We start from the raw sequence: 21,654 nt of genomic DNA on the forward strand, positions 1-21,654 counted from the left end.
GGTCTTGGACCGCGGTCGCCGCTGTACCCGCCGCGCGGGACGGCAGGCGCCCAAGGGACGGTCCGGGATACGCCGTAAATCTTATCCACGCTGTATCTCTCAGAGGGAGAGAACGGCAGCAGGAGGTCATTTTATGAACGGTACCATCACCACCCGCGCTGAGCGGAGCACGTCGATCCACGACATGGTGCTCCTCTCCCTGTTCACAGCCATCATCATCCTGATGGCGTGTACGCCTCTGGGTCTCATCGACCTGCCCATCATCAAGGCCACGATCCTCCACATCCCCGTGATCATCGGGGCGATCCTGCTGGGTCCCGGCCGCGGCGCGTTCCTGGGCGCGGTGTTCGGTCTCACCAGTCTGGTGAAGAACACCATGATCCCCGGCGTGCTCTCCTTTGCCTTCTCGCCCCTGATCCCGGTGCCCGGCACGGACCACGGGAGCCTGTGGGCTCTGTTCATCTCCATGGTGCCCCGGATGCTGATCGGCCCGGGCGCCTGGGCCGTGTACACCGGCCTGCATAAGCTGCTGGGCCGCAAGACCGCCGCCCGCGGTCTGGAGGCCGCCGTGGCCGGTGCGTCCGGCGCCATCATCAACACCGCTCTGGTCATGGGCACCATGGGCTCCGTCCTGCGGGACGGCTATGCCGCCGCCAAGGGCATCCCCGTGGATGCCGTCACCTCCGCCGTCATGGCGGTGGTCCTGGCCAACGGCGTGCCCGAGACCGTGGCCGCCGCCGTGCTGGTCCCCGCGATCGTGGTGCCGCTCCAGAAGGCCCTGAAGCGGGACGCCTGACTGATCCCATCCGAAGGAGCGTGACGACATGATCCTGGCTCTCGATGTCGGCAATACGAATACCGTCGTGGGCGGCTTCGAGGACGGCGTCCTCCGGTTCAGCCTGCGGATGCAGAGCGACCGGAGCAAGACGCTGGACGAATACGTCCTGCTCCTCCGGGGGCTTCTGGCGGACAAGGGGGTGGACCTCTCCCATGTGGAGGGCGGCATCCTCTCCAGCGTGGTGCCGGAGCTCCGGTATCTGCTGGGCAAGTCCATGGAGGTCCTCACCGGGAAGCGGTTCCTGGTGGTCAGCCATAAAATGGATCTGGGCGGGATGCGGATCCTCACGGACATCCCCTCCCAGCTGGGCGCGGATCTGCTGGTGGACGCGGCGGCGGCCCTGTCCCTGTTCCGGCCGCCTCTGGTGATCTTCGACATGGGCACCGCCACCACCATGTCGGTGCTGGACGCCAACGGCGACTATATCGGCGGCGTGATCGTCCCCGGCCTGCGGCTTTCCATGGACGCTCTGTCCAGCCGGGCGGCCCAGCTCCCCTTCATCAACATGGAGGAGCCGCCGGAGCGCCTGATCGGCACCAACACCGTGGACTGCATGAAGGCCGGCGCGATCTACAGCAACGCCGCCATGATCGACGGTCTGGTGGACCGGGTGGAAGAAGAATTGGGACAGCCGGTGACGGTCGCGGCCACTGGCGGCCTCATGGGCGTGGTCCTGCCCTTCTGCAAACATGAGATCCACTACGACAAGGACCTGCTCCTGCTTGGGCTCTGGAAGCTCTACGAGCGGAACAAGTGAACAGCATCGAGGCCCTGCCCGGAGCGTCCGCTCCGGGCAGGGCCTCTTCGTTTTCCCGTCCGTTCACAGTGCCGTCAGGCGGCAGGGGAGTCCTCTTGCCAGAGTGGAGGGGATCTTGGTCCCCACGCCCTCCCGCGCCGGGAGCAATTCCGCCGAACTGGCCTCGCAGACCGGCCGGCCTTCCCCGGCCAGATAGCGCCAGCCGGACAGGACCGCCACAGTCCCCAGTGCCATGCCTTCCACGATCCTGGCCGTCTGGATGACCGCCCCCCAGGGCGTTTCGATCCTGACGCGTTGTCCCGTGTGGATCCCCTCCGCTGACGCGGCATCCGGCGCGATCCAGACCTCCGGACTGGTCCCACGGCCCAGCTCCCGTCCCTGGCTCAGATAGAGCCACCCCGGCTTATAACAGGTACAGTACCAGGGCCAGCCCTCCCGTCGGACCGGTGGGCGATACTGGGGTGGGGGCGGAAGCTGTGAAGGCGGTGTCTGCCGTTCCAACGGTCTGCCATCCTCCGCAGATCCACAGTCTCTGGTCCCCGCTTTCTGGAGCGTATCCAGATCGAGGCCATATGGCTCCAGGATCCATTCCCAGAACGCGCGTCCATCCTTCCATGGCCACGAGAGTCCCGCCGCAGAGGCGATCGCGCCCAAAGTCTCCGCCTCATGGCGTCCGTCCGGGACCTCAGTCCCATAGACCCGCGGCGTCCAGGCCCGGACGATACCGTCCCGCCCCAGTTCCACATAGTCTGACTCCAGATAGGTCATCGCGGGGAGGACCAGATCTGCCAGTCGAGCCGTCGGCGTCATCCAATAATCCATGACCACCAGCAGCTCCAACGCGGAGAGCCGTTCCGTCGTCTCCCTGCCTCCGGCCCAAGACTGGACCGGATTAGAGGCCACACAGAGCCCTGCCCGGATGACGCCCCGATCGATGCCATCCAGGATATGGCTGCTTCCGAACCATGGGAAGGACTCTCGCTGTCCTTGAGGCCGATGCGCCAGATAGCGGGCTGTGCAGGCCGCTTCATCCGCCAGCGCCCCGCCGGCGATCTGGTCCCGCGGGTCCGGCGGTGGACAGGGCCTAAGACATCCCGGTCGGTCCCAATTCCCCGAGAGCGCCGCCAGCAGAGCCAATGCCGTTCCCTTGTCGTAGCTGTCCTCATTCTGATGGAGCGCGTTTCCGCCCATGATACAGGTGGGATGCTCCAGCAAACGGCGGGCCGTCTCCCGGACCAATGCCGGGGCGACCCCGGTCTCCCGCTCGGTCCAGACCAGATCGTATGGCTCCAGCTCTTCTGCATAGGGCCATCCTGGCACAGGACGGCAGGAGAGCACCTCCCGCAGGAGTCCCAGCAGGAGGGCCAGATCTGTCCCAGGCCGGATCGGCAGATGGAGTCCTTTTTTTGCGAAGTAGGTGGGCCGTGGGTCCACTACCGTCACCGGGACACCCCGTCTCTGCGCCTGCCGGACCGCCGCGGCAGCCGCAGGCGCCGTACTGGCCGGATCAGAGCCCCAGAGGAGCACATGACCGGTCTCCTCTGTCACCATGGCCTGGACCGGCGTCCCAAGGGCCTCCTCCATAGCCAGATATTGCGGTATATGGCAGATGTGTCCTGCCCAGGCCATCCAGGGCGTCCCATAGGCGGAGGCGAATCGTCGGACCAAGCCATCCACGATGGGGCGGTCCGCTCCGGTCGCCGTGAAGAGCGACTCCGGTCCATATCCGCTTCGGATCTGGGCCAACCGCCGTCCGATCTCCCCGATCGCTTCCTCCCAGGATATCGCCTCCCAGCGGCCGTCTCCCCGGGGACCTACCCGTCTCAGAGGCATCCGGAGTCTGGCCGGATGATCCAGGAGCCGTCCCAGGTCCAAGCCCCGGATGCATGGGATCACGCCGGGCGCCGGATGGAGCGCATGGCCCTTTTCTGTCTGCTCCAGCAGGAGCGTGCAGTGCCGCCCACAGACCTGGCACCGCACAGAGCGGCTCTCTGTCATCCGATGCGCTCCTCCCGGTCCAGCTTCCGCAGGAACTGGCGGACCCGCTCATGAGTCGGGTGCTCCAGCACCTGCTCCGGCGGCCCTTCCTCCAAGACGCGCCCCTCCTCCAGGAAGACCACCCGGTCCGCCGCCTCTCTGGCGAACGCCATCTCATGGGTGGCGATCAACATCGTGGTATGGACGGCGGCAAGGTCTCGGAGCACCGCCAGCACCTCACCCACCAGTTCCGGGTCGAGCGAGGAGGTGGGCTCATCAAAGAGGAGCACATCCGGCTCTACCGCCATGGCCCGGGCGATCCCGATGCGCTGCTGCTGGCCGCCGGAGAGCCGGGAGGGATAGCTGTCCGCCTTGTCTGCGAGCCCCACCCGTTCCAGGAGCGTCATCGCCTTCGTCCTGGCGGTCTCCTTATCGATCCTTTGCACAACGGTCATAGGCTCCATGATGTTCTCCAGGGCAGTCTTGTTGCGGAATAGGCTGTAATTCTGGAACACCATCCCCGTCCGTCCCCGCAGTTCATAAACATCCCGGGTCCTGGGGCGTGGCGCCCGGACGACGCAAGGCCCGATCCGGATCGTTCCCTCGTCCGGCCGCTCCAGATAGTTCAGGCACCGAAGCAGAGTAGATTTTCCCGTCCCGGAGGGCCCGATCAGCGCCACTGTCTCTCCTCGCGCCATATCAAGATCGATCCCCCGCAGGACTTCCAGTGGACCGAACGATTTTTTCAACCCCCTGACTGCCAGCATCGGCTCAGTATTTTTCATTCCATCTCGCCTCCACTCGGTTTTGGATCAGGGACAGCCCGCCGATCAGGACCCAATAGATCAGGATAGACGCCGTATAGGGCTCCAGGAAACGCCAGGTCGTGCTGGTCTCCTGCTTGACCACGCCCATGATGTCCTTCAGTGTGATCGTAAAGCCAATGGCCGTGGATTTGATCAGATTGATGAAGTCGTTCCCCAGACTGGGCAGAGCCACCCGGAACGCCTGAGGCAGGATGATCCTCCGGGCGGCCTGTACCGGGTGCATCCCGATCGAGAGCGCCGCCTCATACTGGCTCCGATCCACCGAATTGAGGGCGCCGCGGATGTTCTCTGACATATAGGCTGAGTAATTCACCGACAGGGCGATCAGGATGGCCTGGAAGGGGGAGAGGTCCTTCACCCAATGGCTCACCTGCGCAAAGCCGTAGTAAAACAGATAGAGCTGGGCGATAAAGGGCGTACAGCGAAAAAACGACACATACACCCTTGTCAGCGGCGAGAGCACCGGTACGCGGTACTGCCGGAACAGTGCCAGGATGATGCCCAGCAGGAGCGCTAAGATCAGAGAGAGCAGAGAGATCAGCAGCGTGCGGGGGATATATGGGAGGATCTTGGGGAAGAGGTGGAAAAAGTAGTCTGGGTCAAAGTCGATGCCGCCGACAGCGGCCAAGATCGGATATGACATGGCGCCCTCCTGGAAGCAAAAATGGAAGCCGCCCTGCCGCGGCATTCCCGGCAGGGCGGCTGGAGCCGAACGTTATAGCCTCAGGTCAGTCCACTTCCATGGGGTCGAAGCCAAACCACTTCACCGCGGTCTCGTGGAGGAAGCCCTCCTCACGCAGCTGGCTCAGGACCTCGTTCACATCGTCCCGCAGGGCCTCTCCCTCCGGCGTCTTGTGGAAGGGATAGCCCTCCTCCTCGGTGTAGATAGGCTCGCCCACCGCCTTGATGGCCAGACCGGACTCCTTCTTCACCGTGTCGATGTGGAGGGCAGACATGACGCTGGCATCCACGCGGCCGCTGACCACGTCACCGGGCACCACAGAGCTGTCCTCATAATCCACGACTTCGATCTTTCCTTCAGGGTCCATCTCCGCAATGTAGTCGTTCGCGATCTCACCGGCTGTCAGGCCGATCTTCTTGCCATACAGATCCTCTACGGAATGGATGGTATCATCGTCCTCTGCCACGATCAGGCGGTAGGGCACATAAAAGTATACATCAGAGAAGTTATAGACCTTCTCGCGCTCCGCATTGATGCCGATCTGATCGGCGGCGGTATCCACCTTGCCGCTCTCCAGCAGGCCCATCATGCCGGGGAAGTCAGCCTCCACCCAGTCGATCTCCCGATCCAGACGCTTGCCGATCTCGGTCCAGACATCGATCTCAAAGCCCTCCAGTTCCCCTTTGTCATTCGTCTGGGAAAAAAAAGCATGGCTTCCGGTAGTCGCCACTTTGATGGGACCGTCAGAGCCCACGGCGGCGGACTCCACAACGGCGGAGGTCTCTGCGGGAGCCGCAGAGGCCGTAGGGACAGCGCTGCTTCCGGAGCCGGAGCAGGCCGTCAGGCCGAGGCCTCCGACCACGGCGGTGAGCAGGAGTCCGGACAGAGAACGTTTCAGTAACATGATGATGGGTCTCCTTTCTTTCTAGACGCAAGAGCATGACGCTCTTTTTCAGAAAAGTATACCATCCCGCGATCAGAAAGTAAAAGAGCGATTTTCTATCTCGCCCATGATATATATAGATATTTTAAATACAGAAGTAATGCCGCGCGCGACAAAACGGGAGCGATGCGTCAAGCACGCTCCCGTTCCATCTCTATTTATCACAGCGACCGCAGGGCATCCTGCAAGGCGGTCTTTTGGGTGGTGCCCTCGTCCTTGCGCTCCTTGATGATCCGGGCGGGGACACCGGCCACCACAGCTCCGGCGGGCACGTCCTGGATCACCACGCTGCCGGCGGCCACCACGGCCCCGCGGCCCACATGGACGCCCTCGATGAGGACCGCGTTGGCCCCCACCAGCACGTCGTCCTCCACGATCACCGGCAGGGCGCTGGCTGGCTCCACCACGCCGGCCAGGACCGCGTTGGCCCCGATATGGCAATGCTTCCCCACGGTGGCCCGTCCGCCCAGCACGGCGCCCATGTCGATCATGGTCCCCTCGCCGACCACGGCGCCGATGTTCAGGATCGCGCCCATCATGATCACGGCGCTGTCCCCGATCTCCACCTGATCCCGGATGATCGCGCCCGGCTCGATCCGGGCGTTGATGCTTTTCAGATCCAGCAGAGGGATGGCGGAGTTGCGGCAGCTGTTCTCCACCACCATGTCCTGGATCTTGTCCGCGTTGGCGGAGAGGATGGGGCCCAGCTCCTTCCAGTCCCCGAACACCACTTTATCGCCCGCGCCGAACACCTGGGCGGAGCCGTAGTCGATGGGGGACTTCTCCTTGATGGTCACCTTCACCGGGGTCTTTTTCTCGGCGGCGGCGATGTATCGAATGATCTCCTGTGCGTCCATGGGGACTGCCTCCTTATGATATCAGTTGGCCTGGGGGAACAGCAGATCCTCCAGCGCGTAGTACCCGGGCGTTTTCCCGGCCAGCAGGGAAGCGGCCTTCACCGCTCCCGCGGCGAAGATCTCCCGGCTGTCGGCCCGGTGGGTCAGATGGAGCTCCTCCTGAGGGCCGTAGAAGGACACGGTATGCATCCCGGCCACCGTGCCGCCCCGGATGGCGTGGACCCCGATCTCCCGTGGGTCCCGCCGGCCGCAGTTCCCCTCCCGGCCATAGACCGGCCGGTGGTCGTGGTCCGGATCCACCGCTGACAGCAGGAGCTTGGCGGTGCCGCTGGGGGCGTCGGCCTTCTTGTTATGGTGGGCCTCCACGATCTCGATGTCGAAATCCCCGCCCAGGGCGGCGGCGGCCTGGGCCGCCAGGCGGCGGAGCACCGCCACGCCCACGGAGAAGTTGGCGCTGTACAGCACCGGGGCCCGCTCGCCCAGCTGGCGGAGCAGGTCCGTCTGCCGCTCGTCCAGACCGGTGGTGCCGCAGATCAGGGGCGTGCCCGTCCGGCGGACGTAGGCCGCGATGTGGGGCAGGCTCTCCGGGGAGGAGAAGTCGATCACCGCGCCGGCGCCGCCCTCCAGTACCTCCAGGTCCCACACATTGCTCCGGTGGAAGGCGGCGGAGATCGTCACATCGCCCCGGGCCTCTGCCACATGGCGGACCGCCAGACCCATGCGCCCGGTGCCCACCAGGACCAGATCCAGGGCGCTCATCCCAGGATCCCCGCCGCCTCCATGGCGGACTTCAGCACGGCCCGGTGGGCCTCGGCCATGTAGGTCAGGGGCAGGCGGTAGCCGCCCACCTCCATGCCCATCAGGTTCATGGCCTCCTTCACGGGCACGGGGTTGACCTCCATGAACAGGTCGTGGATCACGTCCAGATACTTGAGCTGGATGGCCAGCGCCTCCCCCGGGCGGCCCTCCAGATAGTGGACCACCATGTCATGGGTCTGCTGGGGGATGATATTGGCGGACACGGAGATCACGCCGCTGGAGCCCAGAGCCATCATGGGCAGGACGATGTCATCGTTGCCGGAGTACATCCGGAAGGAGTCGGACACATAGCGGGCGATGTTGGTGGCGTAGCTCAGGTTGCCGGAGGCCTCCTTGATGCCCATGATATTGGGATGGACGGACAGGCGGCGGATCACGTCCTCGGAGATGGAACAGCCGGTGCGGCCGGGCACGTTGTACAGGATGCAGGGGATGTCCACCGCGTCGGCCACGGTCTTGAAGTGGAGGTACATGCCCTCCTCATTGGTCTTGTTGTAGTAGGGGGTGATCAGGAGCAGGCCGTCCGCCCCCAGGCGCTGGAAGCTGAGGCTCTTCTCCACCATGGTCTGGGTGCAGTTGGAGCCGCTGCCCGCGATCACAGGGATCCGGCCCGCCACGCGCTTCACGGTGTACTCGCACACCGCGTCATCCTCCTCATGGCTCATGGTGGAGGACTCGCCGGTGGTGCCCAGGATCAGAAGGGCGTCGGTATGGTTGGCCAGGTGGAAGTCGATCAGCTCTCCCAATTTATCGAAGTTCACCGACCCGTCCGCATGGAAGGGGGTGACGAGGGCGACGATGGAACCGGTAAGATCTCTGACGTTCATGATGATAGACTCCTTTCGCGTTGCGCCGGTCCAGACCGGCAGGACAAGTGGACGACAGCGATAGAATTGGAAGCCTGATCCTTTCCTGTTCAAAAAAAATACGCCAGCAGGGCGATGCCTTACTGACGCAGCTCCGGCCATGCGGCCGGGAACCAGTAAAGATAGCACCCCTGCGGGTCCTCCCCGCAGACAGTCCCGCAGATATTCTCCACGGCCCCACCCTGCCGCCGCGCCCGGCGTCAGGATTCGGCGAGCTCGCCTCACCGGGGATCAGTGCCTGCCGGCTCCCCCACGGTCCATCTTGCTCGCGCCTCTATCATTGTTTGGCTCATTGTAGCACAGCACCACTTTAGTGTCAAGAAGTTTTTTGCCGGATTCCGCGGCGGGAACGGTCATCCCCGCAAGAGGTCAAAAGGGGACGGCCCCGTGATGAGGCCGTCCCCCGGCGCATATTTTGTTCACTTGCCCATGAGGCGGTAGAGGAACATCACCATCTGGGCCCGGGTGCAGATCGCGTCGGGGCCGTAGGCGGCGGCGGAGATCCCGCTGGTGATGCCATTCTGGGCGGCCCACAGGACCGCGTCGTGGAAGTAGTCCCCGGCGTTCACGTCGGTGAAGGCGGAGGAGCCGGACACGGCGGGGCTCTTCTGGCTCCGGTACAGGAAGGCCGCCATCTGGGCCCGGGTACAGAGCAGGTCCGGGCTAAACGTCTCTTTGGAGGTGCCGCTGGCGATCCCGTTCTCCGCCGCCCAGCGGACGGCGTCGGCGCAGTAGGAGCCCTCCGCCACATCGGTGAAGGTCAGGGCCCCGGTGGGCGCGGGAGAGCCCGCCGCCCGCCACAGGAACGTGACGATCTGGCCCCGGTCACAGGGCAGGTCCGGTCCGAAGGTGGTGGCGGAGGTGCCGCTGGTGATGCCCTCGTCCACCGCCCAGCGGACCGCCTCCCGGTAGTAGGCGTCCGTCTTTACGTCGGCGAAGGGGAACGCCTGATCCGGACCGGGAGCGGGCGTGACGGCCTCCGGGACGAAGGACACGCTGGTCTTGACGGCGGAGCCGGGCATGATGAAGGTGTACTTGCCGTCGCCCGCGTCGGTGAGCGTCAGCTCATTGCCCTTATAGTCGGTGATGGACAGGGAGCCCAGCACATAGCCGGTGTCTGGTGTGACCGTGATCGTCACCCTGCTGCCCTTCTCCGCGTTCCGGGGCGTGACCTTGATGGAGCCGTTGGCCACGGAGCTCCCGCCGGGGACCGTGACGGAGTAGCTGGGATCGTCGTCATCGTCACGGGAGGAGGAAGGAGTGGAGGGGTCTGGATTCGGGTCGGAGGGCAACTTGGGGATGGTCAAGGCTTCTTTCGTAGTCTGATTCTGATCCGTATCGAAGTATGTTCCGCAGACTGCGCAGAAATAGTGGGCCTTCATGCCTGCGGTGGAAGTAGTCGCAGGCTGTTCATCGATCAAAGTTCCATATGTATGGCCGCCGAGCTCGCCGTATTCCTCACCGCAGACGGCACATTTGGCCTTTTCCTTACAGGTGGCGATGCCGCCCGCATGGAAAGTGGCTTCTGTACCGTTGACCTTCACCTTGCCGCAGAACAAATCAAGCGCCTGTACCTGCTCTGCCGTTGCGCCGTCAAAGGTCAGTTCGACCACAGCGCCGTCCTCGACCTTGACATATCCGCCGCCGCTCAAGTCAGAGAGGGCGGAGAGGTGATTCAATTTCAGTGTCTGATCACCTGTCGAACCATCACTGTCAGTGGGAACGATCGTGAATATCGCACCATCGGCAACAGACAGCATCTTAACATTCGTATCCTTTTGATTACAATAAGTAAGCAATCCTTTGTTTAGACCACGCTTATTAGAAAGGATCCAAAAAGAACGCATATCAGGGTTCCAAATAGCACCAGTGCTATTCGGTGTCGGCTGGATATCCAACTGCTTGCCGCGGGTGTCCATATAGGTGCCATCGGCCATCAAAACAGTCCCGTCTATTTTTGTTTTGCTATCGGAATTCAAAACATTTGCGGAAATTCTGTCCTTGTCACAATTACGGGTATCCAGCGTACCACTGATCGTCACGTTACAGCCATATCCTGCGTAGAAGCCAAGTCCCCCTTTTGCAGTCAGCGTAGAGCCGCTTTCGATGGTCAAGTCACCGCAGGTTTTGTTTGTATAACCAGGACCTCCTGTACACACGCCCCAAGTGCGAAGCTCCGTCGTGTCCCCGACCGTCACATCAGCATTGCCAGTGATTTTGAAATCTCCGCCTTTATCAATTTTTGTGTAAATGCCTTTCGTATTTTGTTCATATACCGCGGTCGAAAGCACCTCTGTGACAAAGCCTGGCGTAATGAGCAAATCGAGTGTACAACCATCAATGGTAAGATCTCCGCCCATCGTCCAAATACCATGGTAGTGGATACCCTTGGTAGAATCATCCTTGCCATTAGATTGACCAGTCAGAGATCCGTCACCCTTAACGGTCAAATCGCCATTGGAAACGATGATAGAACCGGCTTCCGTGATGATCTGGTTCGTACCGTTCAGGATCACCGTCGCACCACTGGGCAATGTGATCGCGTCGCCGGACGATACGGTCATGTCCAAACCGTCCAATGTGAGGGTCTTGCTTTCGTTGGACCACTGATATCCAGTCCCGGTAAGGTCAGATGTGGCGGAGGAAAAGTCGAGCTTGTTTTCCCCCTCATCCGCCAGCGCCGCCATGGGCAGCAGGGTCAGACATAGGGCCAGGGCTGTGAGCACGCTAAATAGTCGTTTTTTCATACAGGTCCCTCCTAGTGACAGAACGGTGTTTACGTCCCATTTCCACTATGGAAATGGGACGAGGAAGCGCTTCCTCGTCATTCCTGCCCTCATGATACACCTTTTTGGGGGCGGTGTAAATACTGCTGAGGGCGACACGCAGACGGACCGGACCCCCGATCCGGGGTCCGGTCCGCCTCATTCCTATTACAGGAAGTCCCGGCAGGAGACCAGCAGGTCGATCTTCTTCCACTGGGTCTCCTCATCGATGCAGTTGCCCTCCTCCACGGAGGCGAAGCCGCATTGGGGGGAGAGGGCGATGTTCTCGCCCACCACGGCTTTGGCCTCCAGGAAGCGGCGGCGGATCTCGTCGTGGTCCTCCAGACGGGGATCCTTAGTGGAGATCAGCCCGGCCACGAAGGTGGCGCCGGTGCCCTTCAGCACCGCCCAGGGGGCGAAGGAGCCGGAGCGCTCATCATCGTACTCCACGAAGAAGCCGTCGTAGGGGATCTGGCTGATCACCGGGGCCACGGTGTCGTAGAAGCCGGAGAACAGGGGGTGGCCCTTGAAATTGCCCTTGCAGAAGTGGGTGGCGATCGCCATGTCCGCCGGGCGGCCCTCCAGGGCCTTGGTGGACACCCGCCGGAACCACTCCAGCACCTGGGCCTTCTCATAGCCCAGCCCGGCCACCTTCTGGAGGAAGTTCTCATCGATCATATAGGTCCAGGAGGTGTCGTCGATCTGGAGATAGCGGCAGCCGTGGTCGTACAGGTCCCGGATGGCGGTCTGATAGGCCAGGGCGATGTCATCGATCAGGGCGTCGATGTCGGAGCCGTAGTAGGGGACCTCCTTGATGCCCATCTGGAGGTAGTTGTCCACCAGGATCATGTTGGGGCCGGAGATGCACTTCTTGGCGGTGACGCCGGGATACTTGGCGGCCTCCTTTTTCAGGAACTCGAAAGCCTCCACCTCCGGGTGGGCACGGCCGGGATCGTAGGAGATCTTGCCGGTGATATAGCCCAGCTCGATGTGGTTCACCACGCCGTTGCGCTCCTTGTCCAGATGCTTGGTGGTGAAGCCGTCGAACTCCTTGAGCCAGTCCAGATGCCACCAGCGGCGGCGGAACTCGCCGTCAGTGACGAACTTCAGGCCGTGAGAGACCTCCTCCTCCACCAGCTTGGCGATCTCGGCGTCCTCCACCTGCCGCAGACCGGCCAGCGAGAGCTCCCCGGCGCTGTATCGGGCGCGGGCCTCCTGGATGGGCTGAGTCCGCAGGAACGATCCCACGATGTCGTATTCGATATCCAGCATAGTGCATCCTCCTCCCGCGCCGACGTCCTGCCCGGTGCGGTCCTTTCTTTTCCATGCAGTATAGCATCGGTCGGGAGGGATGTAAAATACGAGATTCCATAGGTTCGATATAGGGAGCGGCTATATCCGGTCACAGGATCTCTCTCAGCGCCTCCACATCCTCCATATCTGTGGCCCAGCTGGTGGCGAAGCGGACCACGGTGTGGTCCTCGTCCTTCTTCTCCCAGAAGCCGACCTTCACCCGGTGCTGGAGGGCCGCCAGACGCGCGTCCTCCAGCACCGCGAAGATCTGGTTGGTGGGGCTGTGGAACAGGAGAGGGATGCCCTTCTCCCGGAGGATGGTCTCCAGCGCGCGGGCGGTCCGGATGGCGTTCCCGGCGATCCGCTCATAGAGCCCGTCGGTGAAGAGGGCGTCGAACTGGATCCCCAGCAGACGGCCCTTGGCCAGCAGAGCCCCCTGCTGCTTCACCATGGTCAGGAGGTGGGCGGGAGCCCCCTTGGGGAACACCACCGCCTCGCCGCAGAGGGCCCCCACCTTGGTCCCGCCGATGTAGAACACGTCGGTGAGCCGGGCCAGGTCGGGCAGGCTCAGCTCGTTCTCCGGGCTGGCCAGAGCATAGCCCAGCCGGGCCCCATCCACGAACAGGGGCAGCTCATACCGGCGGCACACGGCAGAGACGGCCTCCAGCTCAGCCTTGGACCACAGGGTGCCATACTCGGTGGGATGGGACAGGTAGACCATGCCGGGGAACACCATGTGGTCCCGGTTGCCGTCCCCGAAGAAGCCCTTCAGATAGGCCTCCAGCTCCCCGGCGTCCAGCTTCCCCATATGGGAGGGCACGGTCAGGACCTTGTGGCCGGTGTACTCGATGGCCCCAGCCTCATGGACGTTCACATGGCCCGTGTCCGCGGATACCACGCCTTCATACCGGCGGAGGAGGCTGCCGATCACCACGGCGTTGGTCTGAGTGCCGCCCACCAGGAAGGACACGTCCCCGCCGGGACAGCCGCAGGCCGCCAGGATCTTCTCCCGGGCGGCGGAGCAGTACGGATCCGCGCCATAGCCGGACAGATGCTCCAGATTCGTGTCGATCAGCCGCTGGAGGACCGCCGGATGGGCCCCCTCGGTGTAGTCGCTCTCAAAGTACTGCATAGGATATCGCTCCTTTTTTCGTTTTGCCCCGGTCAGAACGGGGGAGCGGCTTCCGCCGCTCCCCGAAGTCCATGGTCCCAAGTCACTTGGTATAGAAGGCGATGCCGGTGGCGCCGGGGCCGGTGTGAGTGCCCACTACCGCGCCGATGTCGCTGGGAAACACCTGCTGTCCCGCCGTGCGCTCGGCGAAGTAGACCATACACTCCTCCAGCGCCTTGGGGGCATTGGTATGTCCGAAGGACACAGGGAGGCTCCCGTCGATGGGCTCCTTCTCATCCAGCCACTTGGCGATGAACTGGAAGCCGGCCTTCCGGCCCCGGCCCTTGCCCACGGAGGCCACCAGGCCGTCCCGGATGGTGATGATGGGGCAGATGCCCAGCAGGCCGCCCACCACAGCGGCGGCCCCGGAGATCCGGCCGCCCATCTTCAGATATTTCAGGGTGTCCACCACCGCCAGCAGACGGACCTTCCCCACCAGCTCTTCTATGCGGGCGGTCAGCTCCTCCAGCGAGAGGCCCTGGTCCCGGAGGATGCAGGCGGTCTCCACCAGCAGGCCCAGGGCGAAGGTGACGGTGCGGGAGTCCACGATGGCGATGCCCTCCCCGCCCACGATCTGACGGGCGATCATGGCGGACTGGCAGGTGCCGGACATGGCCCCGGACAGGAAGATGCCCAGGATCTGGTCGCCCTCCCCCCGGATGCGCTGGAAGGTCTGGAGGAAGGTCTCCGGCGGGACCTGAGAGGTGGTGGGGAGAGTCTCGGCCTTGGCCAGCCGGTCGTAGAAGCCCTCATTGGTGATGTCCACCCCGTCCCGGAAGGTCTCCTCTCCAAAATGGACCGAGAGAGGGAGGACCTCCACGCCCAGAGCTTGGGCCCGGGCGGGGGATAGGTCGCTGGTGCTGTCGGTGAGGATGCGGATCATATGGTTACTTCCTTTCCAAAGCAAGGGCGCTTCGTCTGTCTCTTTTTCTCTACCATCCTACCCACCGCCGGTGGAAAAGTCAAGTCATTTTCCCCTCGGCAGGCACATAGGCTGGAGCACCGGGATACCGAAGAGAAAGGATGATCCACATGAAGCGACAGGAACGGATCTGCTGGGGGCTGGTCCTGCGGCGGACGGGGGCCTTCTGTCTGGCCGCGGCGGGGATATGGCTCCTGCTGGCGGGGACAGGCTCCGGCCAGGCGGCAGAGGCCCTCCATGTGCTGGGGGACGATCCCGCCTTCCTCACTGCCGCCCTTCAGGCGGAGCTGGGCAGCGGGGACGGCTCCGCCGCCGAACAGGACGCGCTTGGGCCCTGGGAGCGGCTGGTGGTGGGCCAGTCCCCCCTCCTGCGGCAGATGGGGCTGGACCTGTCCGGCGGAGAGGCGGCGGGTCCTGTGCGGACCCCGGAGCCCTCCGCCGCCCCGACCGCCGTCACGCCCGCTCCGGCTTCCGGCGGCGAAGATGCCCAGGAGGCCCCCGCGCCCCCCGCAACCTCTCCGGAGGACATCGTGGAGCGGACACTGGTGCCCACCTCCACGGAGGGATACGCCTACGCCGATGGTCTCTACCTCTATAACCGGACCGACCTTTCCGTGGATCTGGCGGCGGCGGCCTCCGCCGCGGTGGACATCACGCTCCCCAAGGAGGGCCCGGAGATCCTGATCGTCCATACCCACGCCACCGAGGCCTATGCCCCGGACGGCGCCGACACCTATGCCCCCACCGATGCCAACTCCCGGACGCTGGACGAGACCCAGAACATGATCCGGGTGGGGGATGAGATGGCCCGGGTGTTCCAGGAGATGGGCCTGGATGTGCTCCATGACAAGGGGGCCTATGACTATCCCGCCTATCAGGGTGCTTATGGCCGTTCCGGGGCGGCTGTGGCAGACTATCTGGCCCGGTATCCCTCCATCCAGCTGGTACTGGACGTCCACCGGGACGCGCTGGTGGGGAACGACGGCACGGTCTACAAGGCCGTGACCAAGGTGGACGGGGAAAAGACCGCTCAGGTCATGCTGGTCGTGGGGAGCGGGAGCGGGCATCCGAATTGGATGGCCAATCTGGCGCTGGCCGCCAAGATCCAGAAGAGTCTGGACGGGCTCTATCCCACACTGGCCCGGCCCATGACCCTGCGGGGCTCGGTATACAATCAGGAGCTGTCTCCCGGCTCTCTGCTGGTGGAGGTGGGCAGTCACGGGAACACGCTCCAGGAGGCCCTTCGCGCCGCCCGGTGCTTCGCTCGGGCGGCGGGACAGGTATATCTGGGACTGATGGACCACTGAGCGTTCTGCCCACGGGGGCGGGACCACCCCCTGCCTCGAAGGCGGAACACTCCAAAAAAAAGCCGGGCGAAGGCCCGGCTTTTTGATCGCTCATCGTTATTTCTGGTACTCAAATTCCAAATTGTAGAGGGAAACGATGTCCCCGTCCTGGATGCCCATCTCCTCCAGACGGTCGTAGAGGCCGGACTGGCGGAGCATCCGGTCGAACCAGCTCCGGGACTCGAAGTCGTCGAAGTTCGTGTTGGACATGAGCCGCTGGAGCCAGGGGCCCTCCACGATCCAGGTGTCGTCCTCGTGGGCGATCTCCAGGGGCGCGGAGGTGTCCACCTCGGGAGGCCGCTCCACGAAGGTGGGCTCGTACACTGTGATGGGGGGCAGGTCCCGGAGCTTCCGGGCGGCGGCCAGCATCAGCTCCCGGGTGCCCTGATGGGCGGCGGCGGAGAGCTCGAAGAACTCCATGCCCAGGCCCTCCACGTGGGCCTTCAATGCCTCCAGCCCGGTGCGGTCCTCCGCGATATCCGCCTTGTTGCCCGCCACGATCATGGGGCGGGAGGCCAGCTCGGGAGAGTAGTCCGCCAGCTCCGCGCGGATGGCCTCGAAGTCGGCCACCGGGTCCCGGCCCTCACTGCCGGACACATCCACCACGTGGATCAGCAGACGGCAGCGGTCCACGTGCCGCAGGAAGTCGTGGCCCAGACCGGCGCCCTCGCTGGCGCCCTCGATCAGGCCGGGGATGTCGGCCAGCACGAAGGAGACGCCCTCCTCCACATACACCACGCCCAGATTGGGGAAGAGGGTGGTGAAGTGGTAGTTGGCGATCTTGGGCTGGGCCTTGCTCACCACGGACAGGAGGGTGGACTTGCCCACATTGGGGAAGCCCACCAGGCCCACGTCGGCCAGGAGCTTCAGCTCCAGCACCACTTCGCGGGTCTGGCCGGGGAGGCCGGACTTGGCGAAGTTGGGGACCTGCCGGGTGGGGGTGGCGAAATGCTTGTTGCCCCAGCCGCCCTTGCCACCCTTGGCCAGGACGAAGGGCTCGGTGCCGGACATATCACAGATGATCTCATTCGTCTCGGCGTCCCGGACCACGGTGCCCCGGGGGACCTTGATGACCAGGTCGGCGCCGTCCTTGCCGGTACAGCGCTTGCCGGTCCCGTCCATGCCGTTGCCGGCGGTATACTTGCGCTTGTAGCGGAAGTCCATCAGGGTGGAGAGATGCCCGTCCACCTGGAGGATGATGTCTCCGCCCCGGCCGCCGTCGCCGCCGTCCGGACCGCCGGCGGCCACATATTTCTCCCGGTGGAAGGCCACCGCGCCATTGCCGCCGTTGCCGGAGCGGACGGTGATCTTCGCCTTGTCTACGAAGGGTGCTGCCATGAGAGGCCTCCTTTCCCGCGGGGCACCGGGCCCCGCCCGCCGTAGTTGCTTTTTCTGGATATCGGAAAAAGAGCCCCGAACGGGTTCCCGTCCGAGGCTCTTCCTACATCGCCGATATTACTGGGCGATCTCCACGATGGAGACCTGCTTGCGGTCCTTGCCCAGACGCTCGAACTTGACCTTGCCGTCCTTCAGAGCGAACAGGGTGTCATCGCTGCCCTTGCCCACGTTGACGCCGGGATGGATATGGGTGCCCCGCTGGCGGACCAGGATGTTGCCGGCCAGGACGAACTGACCGTCAGCACGCTTGACGCCGAGCCGCTTGGACTCAGAATCACGGCCGTTGCGGGTGGAGCCGACGCCCTTCTTGTGGGCGAAGAACTGGATACCGATCTTCAGCATTGTCGTACACCTCCAAACTTGTGTGTCGATGGCGCGGCGGATGAGGATCAGTCCTCCTCCACCACGAGGATATAGTCGGGATATTCCTCATGCAGCTCGGTGAGGTACAGCATGAGCGCCGCCAGAAGGGTCTGGCAGGTGCTCTCGTTGGCCTCGCCCAAGCCGTTGGGGAGCCTGAGGGAGATCGTATCATCCCGGACCTTGACCGAAGCCTCCAGTCCCAGCACGTCGTTGACGGCACATTCCGCCAAGCGGATCGCGCTCGTCACCGCCGCGCAGACGATGTCCGACCCCTCATCGGCGTAACCGCTGTGTCCACTGGCCGTGAAGCCGGTGATGCGGTCGCCCTCCATGCGGAAGGATATGGTGGTCATATCCGGATCACACGGAGATCTTGCCGATGGTCACCTTGGTGTAGGGCTGACGATGGCCCTGACGCTTGTGGTAACCCTTCTTGGGCTTATACTTGAAGACCATGACCTTCTTGCCCTTGCCGTTCTTCACCACAGAAGCGTCCACCTTAGCGCCGGACACCACGGGGGTGCCGAAGGTAGCCTTCTCGCCGTCGATGACAGCCAGGACCTGGTCGAAAACGATGGCGTCGCCAGCCTCGTTGGGGAGCTTCTCCACAAAGATAGTGTCGCCCTCCGCAACCTTGTACTGCTTGCCACCAGTCACGATGATCGCCTGCATTCTGATTTTCACTCCTTCATTACGGACTCGCTCTCGGGGGCGGGAGAGGAGACTGCTCCGTCTCCACTTGCTGACCCAGTCAAAGCGGCTTTAATATTGTATCAGTCGTTTTCCCGATCGTCAACCGTTTTTCGGCACATTTTTGCCCAAAAACGTGTCCTTGGATCGGGCGGACCGCACAGTCTCCCGCTCAGTACTTGCCATACTGGAAGGTGGTGTCGAACCAGGCGTCCAGGTTCTCCTCCTTGTAGTGGTCCAGCACGATGGAGCAGTCCATCATGAAGCCGCCGCCGGGGGCACAGGTGTCCAGCAGGCGCTTGGTCTCGTCCACGACCTCGTGGGGCTTGCCGTACAGCAGGAGGGTGGTCGGCAGGTTGCCGCAGATGCAGGCCGTGTCGCCCAGCACCGCCTTGGCCCGGGCGATGTCCACCTGCTCGAACATATAGATGACCTTGCCCTTGGGGACCTCCTTCAGGACCTCCAGCCGGGTGTCGTACTTGCCCTCGCAGAAGATGTAGGGGATCATGCCGCAGTCGATGATCTCCTGGATGACCCGCCGCAGGGAGGGCCAGTAGAACTCCCGGTAGTCCTCCACGCTCATGAAGTCGTCGGTACCGCCGTGGAGCGGCATGAAGCAGTACTTGGAGCCGCTCTCCTTCATGTGGTGGACGTTCTGGAGCGCGTATCCGGTGAGGACATCGATCGCGGCCTTGACCTTCTCAGGGATCTCATAGATGTCCATGGGCACGTTCAGGAAGCCCCGGATGTTGTCGGCCAGCATATCATAGGGGGCGTTCTGGCCGCCCATGGAGCCCAGCGGAGTCTGGCAGGAGAGGGCCACCTGCTGGAGGGAGGCGCTGCCCTGGAGCCACTCCACGGACTTCTCGCCGGCGAACATGAGGGTCAGCAGGGCCTGCCGCACCTCGGGGTCGGCGAAGGCCGCCATGGAGCCGTAGTGGCCGAACTCCACCACGTTGTTGAAGGACAGCTTGGCCAGACCGGCCAGCTTGGCGTGCTTCCGGGGGAAGATCTTGGTCATGCAGAAGTGGGAGGGGTCATGGAGGAACTCGTCGTACTCATCCTCCTCCATATAGGTGCCGTCCACGATCTGGAAGCCCTGGTCCAGCGGCACGCCGCAGGTGGCGCCGGGCCAGCGGATAGCGGTGGTGCCCAGCACCTCCATCATGGGGATGGGATAGGCCGCCGCGCCCCAGAAGAGGTCGCACTGCCAGCGCTTCAGGAACTTCTCCACGCCGGGGGCCAGCAGGCGGAAGTCGTTCAGGGCCTCGTAGCGGTCGATGCCGGCGGCCTGGGCATAGGCCATGCCGATCTTGGGGGCCATGGGGACCCGGTCGCCCTCGGTCAGAGCCACGGCCGCGTCCACCCGGGCGGTGCGCTGCTCCAGCGTGTTCTCGATGATAGATGCCATAGGGATGCTCCTCTCTTCTTGTGGTCTCAGGTCTGTCAGTCGTCCTTGGGGGCGAGCTTGTGCTTGGTGCCGTCCGGCTCCATGATATAGGTGTTGTCCAGCTGGCTCTGGAGGCTCTCCCGGACGGCGGCCACATAGGCGGCCCGCAGCTCCGCCCGCTCGGTGGTCTCCTCCGGGGTGAGGCCCTCGGGGCTCTTGGCCTTCCGGGCCAGCGCGTTGATCCGGTCAATCTGGGCTTGTGTGATCATATCGAAAACTCCTTTCAGAAGAAGGCTGTGAGGGAAGGGAGACGGGCGGTCACAGGTACCGCTCGATCTCCAGCATGGTGCGGCCTTTCTTGGACCGGCCGCCCAGGGACTTGACCACCGCCTTGCCCAGCCCCCGGCAGGAGAGCACGTCGCCCTCCTCCACGAGCCGGTCGGCCTTGAGGCAGTCCCGGTAGTTGAGCTGGACCCGTCCGGCGGAGATCAGGTCCGCCGCCTTGCTCCGGGAGGTGGAGAAGGCCGCCGCCGCCACCGCGTCCAGCCGGGGCGTGGCCACCGTGTCCCGGATCTGCCTGACCTTCACCTCCGGAGGCTGGAGCTGATCCAACGGGAGGCGTTTGGTCCGGAGCCGAGCCCGGCCGGCGCTGTCCAGGTCCATCAGGAGGTAGTCGGCTAGTTCCTCCAGCACCAGCAGGTCGCAGGAGTCGGAGCCCACCAGCAGGTCGCCCACTTTCTCCCGGTCGATGCCCCGGCCCAGGATGGCCCCCAGGAAGTCCCGGTGGGTCAGGCCCGCGTCGGCGCTGTAGGCACAGCGGAGGGCGGCCACAGGGCCCTCTCCGGCCATCGCCAGGGCCTGGAACTCCTCCGGCTCCTGCCAGTCGGGGAGGAACACACAGATGGTACGCTCTGCGCCCTCATAGCCGCCGAAGAACAGATGGGCGGGATGGCCGCTGGCGGCGATCAGGTTTTCCACGCTGACCCGCTCGGAGGGGGACAAAAATCCGGTGGAGGCTGGGATGTTCTTCCGCTGGGCCAGATCCATCTTATCCATGGCCCGGGCCAGCAGGAGGCGTTCCTCTCCATCCCGTGCCAGCTTGTCCAGTCGTTCCGTTTTCGTCATGGGCCCACCTCCTGACATATCGTTTCTGAGTATACCACACCGAATTGGTAGGTGCAAGACGGCAGGCCTCGGCAGTATCGTTCCGCCCAACGGGGCGGGAAAGTCATCTCATCCACGGAAAAGATCCCAGCCCCCGATGATGGGGACTGGGATCTCTCCTCTCTCACTTTTCCGCATTTCGGAAGATCAGCTGATAGCTTTTGTCGGGCTGGACCGCGTAGACGCTGTCCAGATCCTCATCGGCCATGGACAACTCGAAGGTCCCCGTGAACTTCACGCAGGTCCCGCAGGAGGCCGACAGGGCGCGGGGGACCGGCATCATCACGGCCTTGGCCCCCTCCGCCTTCCGCTTCCGCTGGAAGGTCAGCGCGCCGAAATGGGTGTGGAACGTGGCGATCTGATCCATCTCACTTGGTGATGGTCAGCTCGAAATCGCTCCCCACGCTCTGATGGGTCACCTGATAGCCCGCATTGGCGGCGAAGCGGGTGATGTTCTGCACGGGAGTCATGCTGTCCACCAGGACCTTCAGGGGAACGCCCTTCTTCAGCGCGTTCCGGGTCATCAGTACGGGTTCCGGGCAGGAATAGCCGCGGGCATCCAGTTCGTTCATGATATCCATGCTCC

23 protein-coding genes and 1 riboswitch are annotated in these 21,654 nt (G+C 63.6%); of the genes, 3 read left to right on the forward strand and 20 right to left on the reverse strand.

What is annotated here, in order from left to right:
- The first annotated feature begins 133 nt into the window (after nt 1-133).
- Together KQI12_RS06720 and KQI12_RS06725 are read left to right on the forward strand one after the other, a co-directional pair.
- On the forward strand, nt 134-796 hold the full coding sequence (locus tag KQI12_RS06720; protein WP_216571939.1) for an ECF transporter S component: 663 nt from the start codon (nt 134-136) through the stop codon (nt 794-796).
- A 28-nt stretch (nt 797-824) separates the two neighbouring features.
- Nucleotides 825-1,595, forward strand: a complete 771-nt coding sequence (locus KQI12_RS06725) for a type III pantothenate kinase (RefSeq protein WP_216571941.1) — start codon at nt 825-827, stop codon at nt 1,593-1,595.
- A gap of 63 nt (nt 1,596-1,658) precedes the next feature.
- On the opposite strand, the gene KQI12_RS06730 is transcribed toward KQI12_RS06725, so the two are convergent.
- From KQI12_RS06730 to KQI12_RS06780, 11 genes are all read right to left on the reverse strand, one after another.
- Nucleotides 1,659-3,593 carry a molybdopterin-dependent oxidoreductase gene (locus tag KQI12_RS06730; RefSeq protein WP_216571943.1) on the reverse strand — a complete coding sequence of 645 codons (1,935 nt, stop codon included), beginning with the start codon at nt 3,591-3,593 and terminating at the stop codon, nt 1,659-1,661.
- Nucleotides 3,590-4,339, reverse strand: coding sequence for an amino acid ABC transporter ATP-binding protein (locus KQI12_RS06735; RefSeq protein ID WP_216572353.1), 750 nt, complete (start codon nt 4,337-4,339; stop codon nt 3,590-3,592). The genes KQI12_RS06730 and KQI12_RS06735 overlap by 4 nt, the downstream gene beginning before the upstream one ends.
- A 4-nt stretch (nt 4,340-4,343) precedes the next feature.
- A complete protein-coding gene (locus KQI12_RS06740; RefSeq protein WP_253290878.1) occupies nt 4,344-5,042 on the reverse strand; it encodes an amino acid ABC transporter permease in 699 nt (232 codons plus the stop codon).
- Nucleotides 5,043-5,127: 85 nt separating this feature from the next.
- Entirely contained in the window at nt 5,128-5,985 is an 858-nt protein-coding gene (locus tag KQI12_RS06745; protein ID WP_216571945.1) for a transporter substrate-binding domain-containing protein, read from the reverse strand.
- A gap of 200 nt (nt 5,986-6,185) precedes the next feature.
- On the reverse strand, nt 6,186-6,881 hold the full coding sequence (dapD, locus tag KQI12_RS06750; RefSeq protein WP_216571947.1) for a 2,3,4,5-tetrahydropyridine-2,6-dicarboxylate N-acetyltransferase: 696 nt from the start codon (nt 6,879-6,881) through the stop codon (nt 6,186-6,188).
- A gap of 21 nt (nt 6,882-6,902) precedes the next feature.
- The gene (dapB, locus tag KQI12_RS06755; RefSeq protein WP_216571949.1) at nt 6,903-7,640 is read right to left on the reverse strand and encodes a 4-hydroxy-tetrahydrodipicolinate reductase; all 738 of its coding nucleotides are present in this window, start codon (nt 7,638-7,640) and stop codon (nt 6,903-6,905) included.
- The gene (gene dapA / locus KQI12_RS06760) at nt 7,637-8,527 is read right to left on the reverse strand and encodes a 4-hydroxy-tetrahydrodipicolinate synthase (RefSeq protein ID WP_216571952.1); all 891 of its coding nucleotides are present in this window, start codon (nt 8,525-8,527) and stop codon (nt 7,637-7,639) included. Before dapA ends, dapB begins: the two co-directional genes overlap by 4 nt.
- A 154-nt stretch (nt 8,528-8,681) precedes the next feature.
- Nucleotides 8,682-8,851, reverse strand: a riboswitch (Lysine riboswitch).
- A 134-nt stretch (nt 8,852-8,985) separates the two neighbouring features.
- On the reverse strand, nt 8,986-10,245 hold the full coding sequence (locus KQI12_RS06765; protein WP_216571954.1) for an S-layer homology domain-containing protein: 1,260 nt from the start codon (nt 10,243-10,245) through the stop codon (nt 8,986-8,988).
- A 1,254-nt stretch (nt 10,246-11,499) separates the two neighbouring features.
- A complete protein-coding gene (locus KQI12_RS06770; RefSeq protein ID WP_216571956.1) occupies nt 11,500-12,603 on the reverse strand; it encodes a methionine synthase in 1,104 nt (367 codons plus the stop codon).
- A 130-nt stretch (nt 12,604-12,733) separates the two neighbouring features.
- Entirely contained in the window at nt 12,734-13,756 is a 1,023-nt protein-coding gene (locus KQI12_RS06775; protein ID WP_216571958.1) for a low specificity L-threonine aldolase, read from the reverse strand.
- Between the two features lie 82 nt (nt 13,757-13,838).
- Nucleotides 13,839-14,678: a DegV family protein gene (locus KQI12_RS06780; protein ID WP_216571960.1), complete on the reverse strand. Its 840-nt coding sequence runs from the start codon at nt 14,676-14,678 to the stop codon at nt 13,839-13,841.
- A 149-nt stretch (nt 14,679-14,827) separates the two neighbouring features.
- On the opposite strand from KQI12_RS06780, the gene spoIIP reads away from it, so the two are divergent.
- Nucleotides 14,828-16,024 (forward strand): stage II sporulation protein P, encoded by a 1,197-nt coding sequence (gene spoIIP / locus KQI12_RS06785; protein ID WP_216571963.1) that lies wholly within the window; start codon nt 14,828-14,830, stop codon nt 16,022-16,024.
- A 96-nt stretch (nt 16,025-16,120) separates the two neighbouring features.
- Here spoIIP and obgE read toward each other — a convergent pair whose 3' ends face one another.
- The 9 genes from obgE to KQI12_RS06830 all read right to left on the reverse strand — a co-directional run bounded on the left by obgE (nt 16,121) and on the right by KQI12_RS06830 (nt 21,640).
- Nucleotides 16,121-17,401 carry a GTPase ObgE gene (obgE, locus tag KQI12_RS06790; protein WP_216571966.1) on the reverse strand — a complete coding sequence of 427 codons (1,281 nt, stop codon included), beginning with the start codon at nt 17,399-17,401 and terminating at the stop codon, nt 16,121-16,123.
- Between the two features lie 117 nt (nt 17,402-17,518).
- Complete coding sequence (gene rpmA / locus KQI12_RS06795) at nt 17,519-17,803, reverse strand: 50S ribosomal protein L27 (RefSeq protein ID WP_216571968.1); 285 nt, start codon at nt 17,801-17,803, stop codon at nt 17,519-17,521.
- A gap of 47 nt (nt 17,804-17,850) precedes the next feature.
- Nucleotides 17,851-18,177, reverse strand: a complete 327-nt coding sequence (locus tag KQI12_RS06800) for a ribosomal-processing cysteine protease Prp (RefSeq protein ID WP_216571971.1) — start codon at nt 18,175-18,177, stop codon at nt 17,851-17,853.
- 7 nt (nt 18,178-18,184) lie between these two features.
- Complete coding sequence (gene rplU / locus KQI12_RS06805; protein WP_216571973.1) at nt 18,185-18,496, reverse strand: 50S ribosomal protein L21; 312 nt, start codon at nt 18,494-18,496, stop codon at nt 18,185-18,187.
- 190 nt (nt 18,497-18,686) lie between these two features.
- Nucleotides 18,687-19,925 carry a uroporphyrinogen decarboxylase family protein gene (locus KQI12_RS06810; protein ID WP_216571975.1) on the reverse strand — a complete coding sequence of 413 codons (1,239 nt, stop codon included), beginning with the start codon at nt 19,923-19,925 and terminating at the stop codon, nt 18,687-18,689.
- 35 nt (nt 19,926-19,960) lie between these two features.
- Complete coding sequence (locus KQI12_RS06815) at nt 19,961-20,173, reverse strand: DUF896 domain-containing protein (RefSeq protein ID WP_253290879.1); 213 nt, start codon at nt 20,171-20,173, stop codon at nt 19,961-19,963.
- 49 nt (nt 20,174-20,222) lie between these two features.
- Nucleotides 20,223-21,029: an RNA-binding protein gene (locus KQI12_RS06820; protein WP_216571977.1), complete on the reverse strand. Its 807-nt coding sequence runs from the start codon at nt 21,027-21,029 to the stop codon at nt 20,223-20,225.
- 163 nt (nt 21,030-21,192) lie between these two features.
- Nucleotides 21,193-21,435: a DUF3343 domain-containing protein gene (locus KQI12_RS06825; protein ID WP_216571979.1), complete on the reverse strand. Its 243-nt coding sequence runs from the start codon at nt 21,433-21,435 to the stop codon at nt 21,193-21,195.
- A gap of 1 nt (nt 21,436) precedes the next feature.
- Nucleotides 21,437-21,640 (reverse strand): sulfurtransferase TusA family protein, encoded by a 204-nt coding sequence (locus KQI12_RS06830; RefSeq protein ID WP_216571981.1) that lies wholly within the window; start codon nt 21,638-21,640, stop codon nt 21,437-21,439.
- Between the last annotated feature and the right edge of the window lie 14 nt (nt 21,641-21,654).

The organism is Pseudoflavonifractor sp. MSJ-37, assembly GCF_018917965.1.
Taxonomy (GTDB): Bacteria; Bacillota; Clostridia; order Oscillospirales; family Oscillospiraceae; genus Pseudoflavonifractor_A.